At 42.3% G+C, this 15,791-nt stretch carries 14 protein-coding genes; 1 reads left to right on the plus strand and 13 read right to left on the minus strand.

Annotation, left to right across the window (positions count from 1 at the left end):
* Nucleotides 1-10: 10 nt before the first annotated feature.
* The 9 genes from ASE42_RS12915 to ASE42_RS12955 form a co-directional block, all read right to left on the minus strand.
* Complete coding sequence (locus ASE42_RS12915) at nucleotides 11-304, minus strand: YesK family protein (protein WP_024428019.1); 294 nt, start codon at nucleotides 302-304, stop codon at nucleotides 11-13.
* Nucleotides 305-370: 66 nt separating this feature from the next.
* Nucleotides 371-1,627 carry a dihydrolipoamide acetyltransferase family protein gene (locus ASE42_RS12920; RefSeq protein WP_056767285.1) on the minus strand — a complete coding sequence of 419 codons (1,257 nt, stop codon included), beginning with the start codon at nucleotides 1,625-1,627 and terminating at the stop codon, nucleotides 371-373.
* 19 nt (nucleotides 1,628-1,646) lie between these two features.
* Complete coding sequence (locus ASE42_RS12925) at nucleotides 1,647-2,630, minus strand: alpha-ketoacid dehydrogenase subunit beta (RefSeq protein ID WP_056767288.1); 984 nt, start codon at nucleotides 2,628-2,630, stop codon at nucleotides 1,647-1,649.
* 12 nt (nucleotides 2,631-2,642) lie between these two features.
* Nucleotides 2,643-3,635, minus strand: a complete 993-nt coding sequence (locus tag ASE42_RS12930) for a thiamine pyrophosphate-dependent dehydrogenase E1 component subunit alpha (RefSeq protein ID WP_056767291.1) — start codon at nucleotides 3,633-3,635, stop codon at nucleotides 2,643-2,645.
* A gap of 17 nt (nucleotides 3,636-3,652) precedes the next feature.
* Nucleotides 3,653-5,077 carry a dihydrolipoyl dehydrogenase gene (gene lpdA / locus ASE42_RS12935; RefSeq protein ID WP_025092998.1) on the minus strand — a complete coding sequence of 475 codons (1,425 nt, stop codon included), beginning with the start codon at nucleotides 5,075-5,077 and terminating at the stop codon, nucleotides 3,653-3,655.
* On the minus strand, nucleotides 5,067-6,188 hold the full coding sequence (buk, locus tag ASE42_RS12940; RefSeq protein WP_024428016.1) for a butyrate kinase: 1,122 nt from the start codon (nucleotides 6,186-6,188) through the stop codon (nucleotides 5,067-5,069). Before buk ends, lpdA begins: the two co-directional genes overlap by 11 nt.
* A 33-nt stretch (nucleotides 6,189-6,221) precedes the next feature.
* Nucleotides 6,222-7,316, minus strand: coding sequence for a branched-chain amino acid dehydrogenase (gene bcd, locus ASE42_RS12945; RefSeq protein WP_003215658.1), 1,095 nt, complete (start codon nucleotides 7,314-7,316; stop codon nucleotides 6,222-6,224).
* 26 nt (nucleotides 7,317-7,342) lie between these two features.
* Nucleotides 7,343-8,236, minus strand: coding sequence for a phosphate butyryltransferase (gene yqiS, locus ASE42_RS12950; RefSeq protein WP_024422929.1), 894 nt, complete (start codon nucleotides 8,234-8,236; stop codon nucleotides 7,343-7,345).
* A gap of 124 nt (nucleotides 8,237-8,360) precedes the next feature.
* Entirely contained in the window at nucleotides 8,361-10,433 is a 2,073-nt protein-coding gene (locus ASE42_RS12955; RefSeq protein WP_056767294.1) for a sigma-54 interaction domain-containing protein, read from the minus strand.
* Nucleotides 10,434-10,582: 149 nt separating this feature from the next.
* Between ASE42_RS12955 and ASE42_RS12960 the strand changes: the two genes are divergently transcribed.
* The gene (locus ASE42_RS12960; RefSeq protein WP_024422931.1) at nucleotides 10,583-10,819 is read left to right on the plus strand and encodes a DUF2627 domain-containing protein; all 237 of its coding nucleotides are present in this window, start codon (nucleotides 10,583-10,585) and stop codon (nucleotides 10,817-10,819) included.
* A gap of 36 nt (nucleotides 10,820-10,855) precedes the next feature.
* Here the strand turns inward: ASE42_RS12960 and ASE42_RS12965 are convergent, their stop codons facing one another.
* The 4 genes from ASE42_RS12965 to spoIVB form a co-directional block, all read right to left on the minus strand.
* Entirely contained in the window at nucleotides 10,856-11,593 is a 738-nt protein-coding gene (locus ASE42_RS12965) for a glycerophosphodiester phosphodiesterase (protein ID WP_024422932.1), read from the minus strand.
* Nucleotides 11,594-11,820: 227 nt separating this feature from the next.
* Entirely contained in the window at nucleotides 11,821-12,921 is a 1,101-nt protein-coding gene (locus ASE42_RS12970; RefSeq protein WP_056767297.1) for a Rap family tetratricopeptide repeat protein, read from the minus strand.
* 456 nt (nucleotides 12,922-13,377) lie between these two features.
* Nucleotides 13,378-14,181 carry a sporulation transcription factor Spo0A gene (spo0A, locus tag ASE42_RS12975; protein WP_024422935.1) on the minus strand — a complete coding sequence of 268 codons (804 nt, stop codon included), beginning with the start codon at nucleotides 14,179-14,181 and terminating at the stop codon, nucleotides 13,378-13,380.
* A 284-nt stretch (nucleotides 14,182-14,465) separates the two neighbouring features.
* Nucleotides 14,466-15,743 (minus strand): SpoIVB peptidase, encoded by a 1,278-nt coding sequence (gene spoIVB, locus ASE42_RS12980; RefSeq protein WP_025092993.1) that lies wholly within the window; start codon nucleotides 15,741-15,743, stop codon nucleotides 14,466-14,468.
* Between the last annotated feature and the right edge of the window lie 48 nt (nucleotides 15,744-15,791).

A 15,791-nucleotide genomic window follows, 5' to 3' on the forward strand; every position in this document is an offset into this window, starting at 1 on the left:
ATGCCCGACATCATTTTGATTCGGGCGTTTTTTTGATATATCGTCTGTATAAATATTCAAGTGCATATCCGAGAAGCGTCCCGGCGAGAAGTGATATTCCTAAAAAGCTATTGGCTGCTCCTTTAAATCCGCCGACAATCAGCAGACAGTACACGATTTGAATGATTGAAACGATCGATATGATAAGCAGTAATCGTTCAGGATGATTGCGTGATTTAGAAATATACCGCAGAAAAGCGAATGCAATCGCTGTGATAAACATGAGACCAATCGTTAGAAAAGCAAAAAAATCTAGTCCAGACATATCATCGCTCCTTTCTCCTAGATGTGGAAATCCCCCTCTCATGCCGGGAGGGGGAAAATTGTTGTTTTAATAAACAGATGTCTGCTCGTCAATGCCTTCAAGGATTTGTTTAATTCGCTGAAGGAATCTGCCGCATACAAGCCCATCTAGTACTCTGTGATCTAATGAAAGACAAAGATTGACCATGTCTCTTGCCGCAAGCATTCCGTTTACTATCATTGGACGCTTCACGATCGATTCTACTTGTAAAATCGCCGCTTGCGGATAATTAATGATTCCCATTGATTGTACCGAACCAAATGATCCCGTGTTGTTGACAGTGAAGGTACCGCCTTCCATATCACTTTGCTTAAGCGTCCCTTGTCTCACCTTAGACGCCAGCTCATGAATTTCTTTGGCAATGCCCTTAATGGTCTTTTCATCCGCATCCTTAATGACTGGAACAAAAAGAGCGTCATCTGTAGCGACAGCAATCGAAACATTGATTGCTTTCTTTTGCACAATTTTATCTCCGGCCCACATGCTGTTCATTTCAGGGAATTCCTTTAAGGCCTGAGCCACTGCTTTAACAAAGAACGCAAAGAACGTCAAGTTAAAGCCTTCTTTTGCTTTAAACTGATCCTTCAGCTGATTTCTTCTTGTCACTAGATTTGTCACATCGACTTCCATCATCGTCCATGCATGCGGAATTTCATGTTTGCTTCTCAGCATATTGGCTGCAATTGCCTGACGGATCGGCGTGACTGGCAGCTCAACATCACCAGGCATAGAAGGGACGGCAGGTGCCGCTTTTGCTTGAGATGGCTGCGCAGGCTCCGGTTGAACAGCACGTTCATTGACAGGTGCTGTCTTCTCTTTGACGCCGCCGTTTTCAATGAGCTGCAGCAAATCTTTTCTAGTGATTCGGCCGCCTTCTCCTGTACCTTGAACAGCCGCTAAATCAATGCTATGCTCATCTGCTAAACGAAGAACGGCTGGAGAATAACGTTTCTTTTGACTTTGATTCTCATTTGTTTGATCTGCTTCAGGCGCTTCGCTTAGCTCAGGTGCTGCTTCTTCTTTCTCGCTCTGCTGCTCGCTTCCTTCTATCTCAATTTCACAGAACACTTCTCCTACTTGCAGCGTTTCGCCTTCCTCAGCCGATAGCTTTGTAATCGTTCCTGTAAAAGATGACGGAACTTCTGCATTCACTTTATCTGTCATGACTTCCGCAATCGGATCGTATTTATTCACATGATCGCCAGGTGAAACGAGCCATTTGCTAATGGTTCCTTCTGTTACACTTTCACCTAGCTGAGGCATTTTCATTTGTTCAATTGCCACTTTGAAACCCTCCTCTTTCTTAAAACGCCGCCAGCCCTCTCATTTCAGCTTCTACCTTATCCGGGTTGACCATGAAAAATTTCTCCATTGTCGGCGCATAAGGCATTGCCGGAATATCTGGTCCAGCAAGACGTTTGATTGGTGCGTCTAAATCAAATAAGCAATGCTCCGAAATGATTGCCGCAACCTCACTCATGATGCTGCCTTCTTTTGTATCTTCCGTTAACAGAAGCACTTTCCCTGTTTTAGAAGCCGCTTCTATAATCGCTTCCTGATCAAGCGGGTACACTGTTCTCAAATCGAGAATATGAGCGGAAATGCCGTCTTTTGCAAGGCGGTCTGCTGCTTGCAGCGCAAAATGGACACAAAGGCCATATGTAATGACCGTGATATCATCGCCTTCACGCTTCACATCTGCTTTTCCAATCGGAAGAGTGTAATCCTCTTCAGGCACTTCTCCTTTAATCAGGCGGTATGCACGTTTATGTTCAAAGAACAATACAGGATCTGGATCACGCACTGCAGCCTTTAAAAGACCTTTGACATCATAAGGTGTAGAAGGCATCACAATCTTCAAACCAGGCTGGTTAGCAAAAATAGCTTCGACCGATTGTGAATGATAAAGTGCCCCGTGTACTCCGCCCCCGTAAGGTGCGCGGATGACCATTGGACAGCTCCAATCATTATTTGATCGGTATCTAATTTTTGCAGCCTCTGAAATGATTTGGTTGATTGCAGGCATAATAAAATCCGCAAATTGCATTTCTGCAATTGGGCGCATTCCATACATCGCTGCCCCAATACCTACACCCGCAATGGCTGATTCTGCAAGAGGTGTATCCATGACGCGCGCTTCTCCGAATTGCTCGTAAAGACCCGCTGTCGCTTTAAATACGCCGCCTTTTTTCCCGACATCCTCTCCGAGCACAAACACTTTCGGATCTCGCTCCATTTCTTCTTTCATCGCCAGTGTAATAGCATCTATATATGACATAACAGGCATTTTTCTTCCCCCTTACTCCGCATACACGTAACGAAGTGCGCTTTCTGCATCAGCATAAGCCGCGTTTTCCGCTTCATCAGTAGCTTCGTTTACGATTTGCATGATTTCTTTTGTCATCTCTTCTTTCATTTCAGAAGTCATGACGTTTCCTTCGATTAAATACGTTTCATATTGGATGAGCGGATCTTTCTTTCTTGCTTCGAGCACTTCTTCTTTTTCTCGATAGCTTGAATCATCGTCATCACTTGAATGCGCAGTTAAACGGTAAGAGATTGTTTCAATCAATGTCGGGCCTTCGCCTCTAGCCGCACGGTCTCTTGCTTCTTTGACAGCGGCATATACTTCAAGCGGATCATTTCCATCTACAGTGACACCAGGCATCCCATATCCAACCGCACGATCTGAAATGCGTTCACAGGCTACTTGTTTGTCATATGGCACGGAAATCGCATACTTATTGTTTTCACACATGAAAATAACAGGCAGTTTATGAACAGCAGCAAAGTTTGCGCCTTCGTGGAAATCACCTTGGTTTGATGAGCCTTCACCGAACGTGACAAAGCTGACAAAGTTTTTCTGCTCTAATCGTCCAGCAAGGGCAATTCCCACCGCGTGAGGAACCTGCGTTGTTACAGGTGAAGATCCGGTCACAATTCGATTTGCTCTTTGCCCAAAATGCCCCGGCATTTGTCTTCCGCCTGAGTTTGGATCGTCTTGTTTTGCGAAACCAGACATCATTAAATCTTTTGCTGTCATCCCAAAAGCAAGGACAACCCCCATATCACGATAGTAAGGTAAGACGTAATCTTCTTCTCTATTAAGAGCAAATGCAGCGCCGACTTGCTGCGCTTCCTGCCCTTGACAAGAAATAACGAATGGAATTTTCCCGGAACGGTTTAAAAGCCACATCCGTTCATCGATTTTTCTTGCTAGAAGCATTGTTCTGTATATCTCAATTGCTTGTTCATCTGATAATCCTAATTCCTGATGACGCATGTTACTCATCATGTTTCCCTCCTTGATTAAAAATGGATCGCCTTCCCGTCAACAGCAAGGGCTGCCTCGCCAATCGCCTCTGATAAGGTCGGATGCGGGTGTATCGTCTGCCCCACTTCCCACGGGGTTGCATCAAGTACTTTGGCTAATCCAGCTTCAGATATCATATCTGTTACATGAGGACCAATCATATGAATTCCTAAAATATCATCTGTCTTTTGATCGGCAATGATTTTGACGAATCCATCAGACTCCCCGTACACAAGTGCTTTTCCAATCGCCATAAATGGAAATTTCCCTATTTTGACTTCAAAGCCCTGCTCTTTTGCCGCCTGTTCAGTGAGTCCAACACTAGCGGTTTCTGGGTGAGAGTAAACACATTTAGATACGAGCGTCTCATCGAGCGGCTTTGGATCTTTCCCAGCCATATGTTCTACAGCAATCATCCCTTCGTGAGAAGCGACATGTGCCAGCTGAAGCCCGCCAATGACATCTCCTATTGCGTAAATATGTGATTCTTTCGTTTGATAATGTTCATTTACGACAATGCCTTGTTTTTCGGTTTGGATATCCGTGTTTTCAAGACCTATGCCTTCGATATTAGGTACTCTGCCGACTGAAAGAAGGAGTTTTTCCGCTTCAAAGGTCTGAATGTCTCCATCCTTTTCCGCTTGAATTGTCACGAGATTTTCCTGCTTTTCTACGCTATCTGGCAGTACCTTCGCATTAGTCACAAAAGTGATGCCTTTTTTAGATAATAGCTTTTCCATTTCTTTAGAAATGTCATGATCCTCTGTTGGCAAAATGCGGTCTGCAAACTCAAGCACAGTGACGTTCACACCAAAATCATTGAGCATGGAAGCCCACTCGATTCCGATCACTCCGCCCCCCACAATTAGCATTGACTGCGGAAGCTCTGGCAGTTCAAGTGCATCATCTGAAGTGAGGATGTGTGTTCCATCTGCTTCAAGCCCTGGAAGCACACGCGGTCTTGATCCTGTCGCGATGATGACCTGCTTTGGAATGAGCATTTCATTTTCCTCTCCATTTGCCATTTCTACGGAGATCGTTCCTGGCATTGGCGAAAAGATAGATGGGCCAAGAATACGGCCGATCCCTTCATATACATCAATTTTTCCTTGTTTCATTAAATGTTTGACGCCGCCTGCTAGTTTTTCAACGATCTCTGTTTTTCTTTTCTGCACATTGGCAAATTGCAAGGCAACGCCTCCTGCCTCAACACCAAAATCAGCTGCGCGTTTGACGGTTTGATAAACTTCTGCACTTCTGAGCAGCGCTTTAGACGGGATGCAGCCTTTATGAAGACATGTTCCGCCGAGCTTTTCTTTTTCTACAACTGCTGTTTTCAATCCAAGCTGTGAGGCACGGATGGCCGCTACATAGCCGCCTGTGCCTCCACCAAGAATGACGAGGTCATATTCAGTTGCCATGACTTGTCACTCCTTTCTTTTCCTGTTGATCATTTGGGTATTCTTTCGGTGATTCTTCTTCTTTTAAAATACGAAGCGCACCTTCTGCTAACGATTGCAGCTCATTTTCACCTGGAAACACGACAACATCTGAAATCCAGTCAATATAGCCGCGAATACTTGACGTAATTTGTTTGCTGTATGCAAGTCCGCCTGTTAATACAATGACGTCAACTGCTCCTTTTAAGACAGCGCTAGCGGCACCAATTTCCTTGGCAATCTGATAGCACATTGCTTCATAAATGAGCGCCGCCCGCTCATCACCCGCTTCAATCATGCGTTCCACTTTCACAGCGTCTGTCGTGCCAAGATAACCCGCAAGCCCGCCTTCACCAATAATGCGTTTGAGCATTTCTTCTTGGGTATACTCCCCCGAAAAACAAAGATTCACAAGATCACCTGTCGGCAAGGTTCCCGCACGCTCTGGGCTGAAAGGACCTTCGCCATGCAGACCGTTATTCACATCGATGACTTTTCCTTTTTCATGAACACCAATGGTGATACCGCCGCCCATATGAGTAATAATCATGTTCAAATCTTCGTAACTTTTTCCAAAAGAAGCCGCTGTTTTTCTTGCGACTGCTTTTTGATTTAATGCGTGAAAAATGCTTTTTCTTTCGATCGTTGGCAGCCCTGAAATACGAGCAATTGGTTTTAGTTCATCCACTACAACTGGATCGACAATAAAAGCCGGGATATTCAGGCCAAGTGCAATTTCTCTCGCGATGATTCCACCGAGATTGGATGCGTGCTGGCCGGCATATCCTTCTTTCAGGTCTTCCACCATTTGCTCATTGACTTCATATGTGCCTCCTTCAATCGGACGAAGGAGACCGCCGCGCGCACAGACTGCATCAAACTTTGAGATATTCATCCCCTGTTCATGCAGTGTTTTCAAAATGGTTTCTTTACGGAATGAAAATTGATCAATGATATGAGGAAACTGCTTTAATTCCTCATCTGTATGTCTAAGTGTCGTTTCAAAAATAGACCGTTCATTATGAAACACACCGATTTTTGTTGAAGTAGAGCCAGGATTAATCGTGAGAATACGCCATTCTTTTGTCAGCAAAAACAAAACCTCCGTTTCAACTCATTCTTCAAATTAGCGACGGCTTAAAATATGTTGACCATTTTGCAAGAATTGACTTCTTGATTTGCGCATTCTTTCAATTCGCTCTTCAGCCAATCGGTCTGCCGCTTTATAAGTTGGAATGGCATCACGGTTTGAAATTTCAATCACACGTTCAATATTTTGATAAATGCCTTCGACTTTTTTCATCGCACGATCTGCATTATAGCCATAAAGCTCATCAGCCACGTTAATCACACCGCCTGCATTGATCACATAGTCAGGTGCATATACAATTCCCATCTCATGGATAAGGTCTCCGTGATGCGTTTCTCTTAGCTGGTTATTTGCAGCACCTGCAATCACCTTTGCTTTTAACTTAGGAATGGTCACATCGTTAATGGTTGCACCAAGTGCGCACGGTGCATAAATATCACATGCTTGATCGTAAATATCGTCAGGGTCGACTGCTTTTGCCCCAAAGTCTTCAACAGCTCGTTTGACAGAGTCTTTGTTGATATCTGTGACAATGAGCTGCGCGCCTTCTTCATGCAGATGTTTACACAAGTTGTAAGCGACATTTCCTACGCCTTGGACGGCAATTGTTTTTCCTTCTAATGAATCGGTCCCAAATGCAGCTTTGGCAGCGGCTTTCATCCCTTTGTATACACCGTAAGCAGTGACCGGAGACGGATTTCCAGAAGAACCAAATGCAGGAGAGATCCCTGTGACAAAATCGGTTTCTTCATGAATGAGATCCATGTCTTCTACCGTTGTACCGACATCTTCTGCTGTAATATAGCGGCCATTCAGCCCTTGAATATAACGTCCAAATGCACGGAACATTTCTTCATTTTTGTCTTTTCTCGGATCACCGATGATGACCGTTTTTCCGCCGCCAAGATTAAGTCCTGCTGCCGCGTTTTTATAAGTCATTCCTCTCGCTAGACGCAGTGCATCCTCAATGGCTGCTTCTTCGTTTTCATACGTCCACATTCTCGTTCCGCCTAGTGCCGGCCCAAGTGTTGTATCATGAATCGCAATAATCGCTTTTAAGCCAGACTGCTCATCCTGACAAAATACAAGCTGTTCATAATCGTATCGTTCCATATATTTAAAAAGTTCCATCGTGTTATTCCTCCTATTACTTCCGCTTAATTTGATGTACAGATGGCAAGCGCAATTGAATAAAGCTTACTTTCGGCTGAATCAGACCGGCTTGTTAAAGCAATCGGCGCCTTCGCTCCTGCCACCACAGCTCCCACCTTCGCATGTGCAAAGTAGATGAGAGATTTATAAAGAATGTTTCCTGCCTCAATTGTTGGCACAAGCAAAATATCTGCATGGCCGGCTACATCACTCGTAATATTTTTATGAGAAGCTGCCGTTTGAGAAATGGCATTATCTAAAGCAAGAGGCCCATCAATCAGGCATCCAGAAATTTGCCCCCGCCGGTTCATTTGCGCAAGACTTGCCGCAGTTAAAGTTGAATCCATTGCCGGATTCACGACCTCCACCGCAGAGAGCACTGCAACCTTTGGCATGTCGTTTCCGACAGCTTGTGCTACTTGAACAGAGTTGATCGTAATCTCTTTCAGCATATTTAAATCGGGCGCGATGTTCATCGCAGAATCCGTGACATAAATAAAGCGGTCAAAGCCCGGTACTTCAAATGCCGCAACATGTGATAGGACACTGGTCGTCCTGAGCCCATATTCTTTATTCAGTACCGCTTTTAAAAGAACGGCTGTCGGGACATGCCCCTTCATCAAAATATCTGCATGCTTCTCGCTCACTGCTTGAACGGCAATTTTGGCAGATTCTTCGGGAGAATCTGAATGAATAATATCTATCCAGTCCTCATTGATTTCATGCTGCTTCACTAGCTCCTTCAGGTTGCGTTTGTTCCCAACCAGGAGAAAGCGAGCGACCTTTCGCTTAATTGCCATCTTGATGGCATGAAGCACTTCTTCGTCTTCTGCATGAGCCACAGCCGCCGTTTTATTCTGCAGCTGGGCGGCTTTCATAATCAGATCGTCAAGCTTCATATATGCCCACCTTTCCTTGTGCTCGGTTCATGTTTTATATGCAAGTTCCGTGCCAGTTTGAAATGCAGTGAATATGAGGCAATTCGCATGACATTCGTGCAATCTTTTGCAGATTACATGCATTTTATTGCATGCTATCTTTTGCAAGTTGATATTTGTCCATTTTATAGTAAAGGTTCCGAATGCTGATCCCTAATGTTTTCGCTGTTTTCGTGCGATTGAATTGATGCTTTTCAAGGGTTTGTTTAATCAGCTGCGCTTCAAATGCCTCAACAGCATCCGAAAGCGTCTCCCCCTCAAATTGACTGACAGTCAGTTCCTGCTGCTCTTTTTCTTCCTGATCTTCTGACTCCATGAAAGAAATATGCCCTTCATCAATCCATTCTTCTTGCGGGTTCAAAAAGATCATGGCTCGTCCAAGTACATTTTCAAGCTCTCTTACGTTTCCTGGCCACTTATATGATCGCAGTCTATTAAGTGCCTGTTCCGTTAACCCGCTCACGTTCCGTCCATAGTCTAAATTGATCTTTTGGATGAGACGTTTGCTTAACGAGTCAATATCCTCAAGGCGCTGCCTTAGCGGCGGGATGGAGATCGGGTATCTGTTCATTCGATAATATAAATCTTCTCTGAACTTTCCTTCCGCCATCGCTTTTTCAATATTGACATTTGTCGCCGTGATCACACGAACATCGACCGGTATAGCCTTTGTTCCGCCTACCCTTACTATTTCTTTCTCCTGCATCACACGAAGCAGCTTCGCCTGTGTACTTGGCGTCATTTCGCCAATTTCATCTAAAAAAATGCTGCCTTGATTCGCCTCTTCAAACAGCCCTTTTTTCCCGCCTCGCCTTGCACCAGAAAACGCTCCTTCTTCATAGCCAAAAAGCTCTGACTCTAAAAGGGTCTCAGATAAGGCTGCACAGTTGACCCGTACAAAGCGATTATATTTCCGGTCACTTTCATTATGAATAGCGTGCGCAAACAGCTCTTTTCCAGTACCTGATTCTCCCCGGAGTAAAATGGTGGCTGGCGTTTTCGCGCCTAGCTTCGCCTGCTCAAGCGCCACAAGCATTTGCTCACTCTCTCCAATGATATCTTCAAATGTGTACTTTGCTTCAAGTGTACGGATGAGCTGCCTTGCTTTATTTAATTCATTTGTGAGTGATTGAATTTCTGATACGTCATGAATGACCCCGACACTGCCTTTTAAAATGCCATCAACAATGACTGGCGCTACGTTGACAATCACATCTTTTTTATTCGATCCGACTTTCATTCTGACGCCTCGAACGGGTCTCCTTGTTTCAAGTACCTTCAAATGCATGCTTTCTCCTTCAGAAATATCTGCACCTGCTGGTTTCCCCACAACTTCTTTATCTGTTAATCCAGTCATTTTCGTATAAGCCCGGTTGATTAAGATCCCTTTTCCCTGCTCATCCACAACTGATATGGCTTCATCCGACGATTGAATGATCGCCTCCAGCATCGTTCGCACTTCTTTAAGATTGGTTACTTCCTCCGCAAGCTCAACGGCATCTGTAATATCTTTAAAGATGGATAAAGCACCTAGCATTCTCCCCGCGTCATCAATAATTGGCAAACGCGTTGTCACAATTTGTATTTGCTGATTCAAAAATTGTTTTTGATTAAATTCTGGCTCTCTCGATCTTAAAATGTCGGGAAGCTTTGTATTTGGGATTACTTCTCGTATATGACGGCCAATCGCATCTTTTTGCGAACATCCAACCATTTTGGCCGCTGATCGATTAAACAGGACGACTTCTTCATTCATGTTTATAAAAATCATCCCGTCGTTCGTTGCATTAAAAATGCGGTCATGCTTATAGGTTTGTTCCTTTAATATTTGGATCAGCTGCTGTTTTTCTGACATTAATTCTGATATCACGTAAGCCATTGAACTTGGAACAATGACTGCGTGCTCTGGCTTTTTTTCAATCAGTTCTTTCAGCACTGCTGAACTGCCTGTTGTTTCAATGATGATATCAATGTCATCTTTTATGTATTCTTTCCAATCCGTTGTCGTATCAATTCCATTCTTTTTCGCTTCTACCATCCCCGGTGCCTCAAGATCAAGGTCGGCGATCGCAATGATTTGAATCATATTTGTTTTCAGCAATGTTTCAAGCAATGCTGATCCACCCTGTCCTGCACCGACAATCAAGACTCTCTGCATCCCGTTACCCCTTTATATGAAAAAATTTGCACACCATATTTTTCCGTTGCAAAAAATTGCACAACTCTTATATTACCACGTTTTCCTTTCTTGACAAAATATTTTTTGAATTAGACAATGGAAGTAAATGACGTTTAAGGGGACATTTGATGGGGAGAATACTTGCACTAGTGATTATTTTAATACCTGGCGCGCTTGCAGCACTTGGGATTAAGCTGCTGCGTGACACTGTTTTCGGCATCATCATTGCACCATTTCCATATTTATGGCTGCAAGGAATTGCAGGGTTGTTATTTTTAGGGGGAGGTCTTTATGTAGTGGCTGGCTTTATTTTATATAGAGACCGTAAACGAAATAAAGTGACTGCTCGCTTTAAGCAGAGATAAAACGTGAAAAAAGACCCGCTGATTTAGAGCAGGTCTTTATTTCATTTCTTCTCTTATTTTCACGGCTCGGTCAGGAAAATCAGTAAAAATGCCATCGACACCTAAGGAAAACATGTTTTTCATTTGCTTTTCACTATTTACTGTAAACGGCCTGATCACTTGCTGAGATGCATGGAGAGCTGCCACAACCTCTTTGGTCACGCCGGCACCCTTGATATTTGGATGGTAGCCCCTTGCTGGTACTGTTTTTATATACATCTCCGGCTGATGAATCACATCCATTGTGAGAACCGCAAGTTCAACATGCGGCATCAGTTTGTGAAAAAGAGCTAAACTGCCGTGATGAAACGATGAAACAAGTACACGGTCTTCTATTTGAAAATGCTCGATTTGTTTTTTTACTTTCTCTTCGATACCCGGATATCGATAAATGGAGTTTTTTAGTTCAATATTGATGATCAATGATGATTGCTGCGTCACTAGCTCTAATACTTCCTCCAAAAGAGGAATGGATACAGCACCGGTTTCTTCGTAGAAAGAATGACTCGCATCTCCCGCTTTTAATTCTTCATATGTATGGTCTTTCACTAAACCTTTCATGTTCGTTGTTCTGTTCAGTTTCTCATCGTGAATGACAGCAAGTCTGCCGTCTTTCGTCAGCTGAACATCCAGCTCAATTCCGTCAGCTCCCGAATGGAGTGCATGCTCGAAGGCTATCATGGTGTTTTCAGGATAAATGCCTTTAAAGCCTCTGTGTGCAAAAATTTTCGTCATAGGTCACCTCTAAATATGATGCTTCCTTACATTATGACGTGTCTTTTTTCGTTTTTCCAGTTTTGAGCGCTAAAAAAAACCTCTTCTGATTCATACGAAGAGGTTGACAGATAAATTCGATCACGTAATCGCTCTGATGGCTTGCTCTGTCGTCTCTGCGTCAAGAGCAAAAAGGGAAGAAACAACTGCGACTGCTGTAACAACGGTTACACCTAACAACAACTTTTTCATAAGATAACCTCCACTTTCTTTTGAAGTATTTGTGCATCGAATTTCTTTTCAAGAAAACGAATGGCATTTTGATAATCATTTCGTTCCTTGAAGTATTTCGATATTTGTTCAGACAAATCCTCAAGCTCCACATATAATCTATTTTTTTCTATGTAGTCTAATTTTTCTGAGAATACGTCTGCTGCCCCACTATTCTCGCACATCAAATCTAAAATTTCAAATTTTACTATATATTCATTATTTTGGATATCACAACTATACAAAATACCCTCTTTAATATATCCCCTCGCCTCTTGATCTCCTAAATGAACCAAAGCATTGGCCAGAACATATAAAGATTGGATGTAATAATGGCTATTGTCACGGTGAATTTGAATGCCCATTCCTTTTTTGGCATAATGTGCGCTTTTTTCATAATCATGCTTTGCATAATAAAGAACCGCTAAATTGTGATAGCATTTCCCAATCAGCACTTCATTGTTAATGCGCTTACTTTTCTCAAGTGCTTCTTTATACTTTTTCTCTGCTTCATCGAATTGGAACAAATCAATGCAATTACTTGCATGTAAAATTAAGCTGTCAATCGCCTGCGCTGTGTACTCTTCATGCGCTTTGAATGTATCGATGGCTTTTTTAATATGATTAATGGATATGAAATTTTGTTTCAGTTCGTAATAGATCGAAGCAACCTTATGGTGAAAAGTTCCTACTTCCAGGTCTTCATTCACACGTTTTAGCCGCTGTTCTGCAATTTTGTAAAAGCTAATGGCTTCATCATACTTTTTCACATATGCAGCATATTGGCCTTTGTAAAAGTAAAAATAAAAATTAATAATGTCATCTGCCTTCTCATCGAGCGTTCCGACACTTTTCATAATTTGATTGGCTTTTTCGATATTTCCAAGTAACATTTCATGTCTGCCGTCAACAAGCTGATAATAAAGGAGAACTTCACGGTCTTCATCTGTATTTTTTAGCAAATTCTGAATTTTCTCTTTATAGACAGCAGATTTTTCTAAGTCATTCTGAGAAATGACCCTCGTCCACTTGCTAATTTCGTTCGCTACCTCAGCAGAGTGGATTTTCAGCTTTCCCATAACCTCACCCTCTTCTTTTCATTATTATAGCATAGTAAAAGAATGTGAAAATTATTAAATTCGACAATGGGAATATTCAGTTCAAATGGCACAATCTCTAAGAAGCCAGTGACTTTAAAACGCCAACCAATCAGGTCAATAGAAATAGAACTTTCGATCTCGTTTGCTTAAATTACCAAATTCATAAGACCTTTTCCTCTCATCCTTTTTCTTACGAATGAGCGTTTTCTTCTTCTATTTTGAAGAATTCATGATCGATTGGCGCAGCTGATTACCACTACTTTATGTCTTTTTTATTTTTTTCATGCTTTATTTTTCATTTTATTCTGAAAATAAAGCAGCCCGTTTGTCCAATTTAAACATTAAGATGATTTTATCAACCTAACCAATTTTTGACAACATGTTTCAAAATAAAAAAACGTCTCAATGAAGAAACGTTTTTTCATGAAAAAGATACTAGCTTGCTCTATGCTCTAAACGCAGACGATCAGCTACCATGGCAATAAATTCTGAATTGGTTGGTTTCGCTTTTGACATGCTGACAGTATAACCAAAGAGTGAGGAAATGGAATCAATGTTTCCTCTGCTCCATGCGACTTCAATGGCATGACGAATCGCTCGTTCTACCCTGCTGGCAGTCGTGTTAAATTTCTTTGCAATGTCTGGGTACAACACTTTAGTGATGCTTCCGAGAAGCTCAATGTCATTGTACACCATAGAAATTGCTTCTCTTAAGTATAAATAGCCTTTAATATGAGCGGGCACGCCAATCTCATGAATAATGGTCGTAATGCTCGCATCTAAGTTTTTACGTTTCGGTTCAGGTTTGTTACGAAGAACACTGTTTTGGATTGATGAAGAGCGATGGGTAACTTGTGTGCCGTTTCCACTGACTTGACGAATATGACCTACTAGGTTTTCCATATCAAATGGCTTTAAAATGAAATAGGATGCGCCCAAATCAACTGCTTTTTTCGTGACATCTTCTTGTCCAAATGCCGTTAGCATAATCACACTTGGCTGTTTTGTCATTTCATTGTTTTCACGGAGGCGTTCTAGTACAGCAAGACCGTCTAAATGAGGCATAATAATGTCTAAGAGGAGAACGTCGGGCTCTTTATCTTTAAATAATGTCAGGCATTCCTGACCATTATACGCCACGCCAAGTACTTCCATATCTTCCTGTCCCTCAATATACTCTGTCAAAAGGCCAACAAGCTCTCGATTGTCATCAGCTACACACACTTTAATTTTCTCCACGTTCTTTCCTCCCCAATGTCGATTCCTTTAGTCTTTTGCATTTCTCTTCTGAGTGTTCAATTCGACAAAACCATGCTATCCCCTTTAAAAAACTTTAATTTTCCGAATAATAGAGCATTATCTAGCTTTTTCTACGTTTTTCTTAACGAATCGACGATTATTGCAATTTGACAACATGCTTTTTTCCATTTTGTCGAAAAATCTCTTTTTCCTTATTTTATAACATGATGGAAGAGAAAGAAAGGGTAGAAAAAAACTGCCGGAAGATTCGCGGCAGTTTATAATCAGCTTGCTTTTTTGTTTTTTTGATAAAGGTCGATTCCTGCTTCTGACAGCATCCATTCAATGTGTACGCCGTACCCGCTAGTCGGATCATTGACGAATACGTGTGTGACAGCTCCAATGACTTTGCCATTTTGGATGATGGGGCTTCCGCTCATACCTTGGACGATTCCGCCCGTTTTGCTTAAGAGCCTCTCATCTGTTACCTTCAATACCATTCCTTTAGTTGCTGGGAATTTCTGCGGTGTTGTGCTGACGATTTTAATATCAAACTTCTCCACTTTATCATGATCCACAACGGTTAAAATTTCTGCTGGGCCTTCTTTTACTTCATTTGATAAAGCGACTGGAAGTGGTTTATCTGCTACATGATTTTCAAGCTTTTCGGTTAACGTACCAAAGATACCAAAAGGGCTGTTGCGGGAGATATCTCCTATTGTTTTTCTTTCGGAAGAGAATCTCGCCAATTTTTCTCCAGGATTGCCTCCTGTGCCTTTTTCAATCGATGTCACGGTTGATCTAACAATTTCACCATTGTCGACAACAATTGGTTTTTTTGTATCCATGTCAGAAATCACATGCCCAAGGGCACCATATTTTTTAGATGAAGGTTCAAAAAAGGTCATCGTGCCGATTCCTGCTGCAGAATCACGAATGTAAAGACCAATTCGATAGATGCCTTCACTTGCATCTTTTGCGGGTGTTAATGTTGTTTGAAAGGTTTTATGATCTCTCTTTATGAGCAAACGAAGCGTTTCACCCGTTTTCCCTGCTTTCTGAATAAATGGGGTGAGGTCATTCATTTTCTCCATTTTTTGACCATTGATTTCAATGATCATATCCCCTGATTGAATGCCTGCGGCTTCACCTGGTGATTTTTTGCCGTCTGCTGTTGTGATTTGATGAAAACCTACAACGAGAACTCCTACAGAGTGGAGCTTGACGCCAATGGATTGACCTCCAGGAATGACTTTTAATTCAGGGAGAACGTCAACTTTTGTTTTCTTAATAGGAAATCCTTTAAAATCATAAACAATTTCGGCTTTTCCCGCCTTTTGTCCTGTAATATCCAGCTGATTCTTTTTCTCTGAAAGGCTAAAGGCTGGTGAAGAAGCATTGGCTGACGCTTCAATCGATGTGTCAATTGAGTGCTTCTGTTTTTCAAATACAGCAACATTTGTTGGAATGCTGATGTATTCCTTCACTATGCTCATAAACCCTGTACTTATTAAAGAAACAAGGAGAATCACACCAATGGCTTTTCTCATCTTTTCGGGCATTCATTTTTCACTCTCCTCGCTCCTTACCCACACCAGAACACTCATGTT

The sequence above is a fragment of the Bacillus sp. Root920 genome (assembly GCF_001429445.1).
GTDB lineage: Bacteria > Bacillota > Bacilli > Bacillales > Bacillaceae > Bacillus > Bacillus safensis.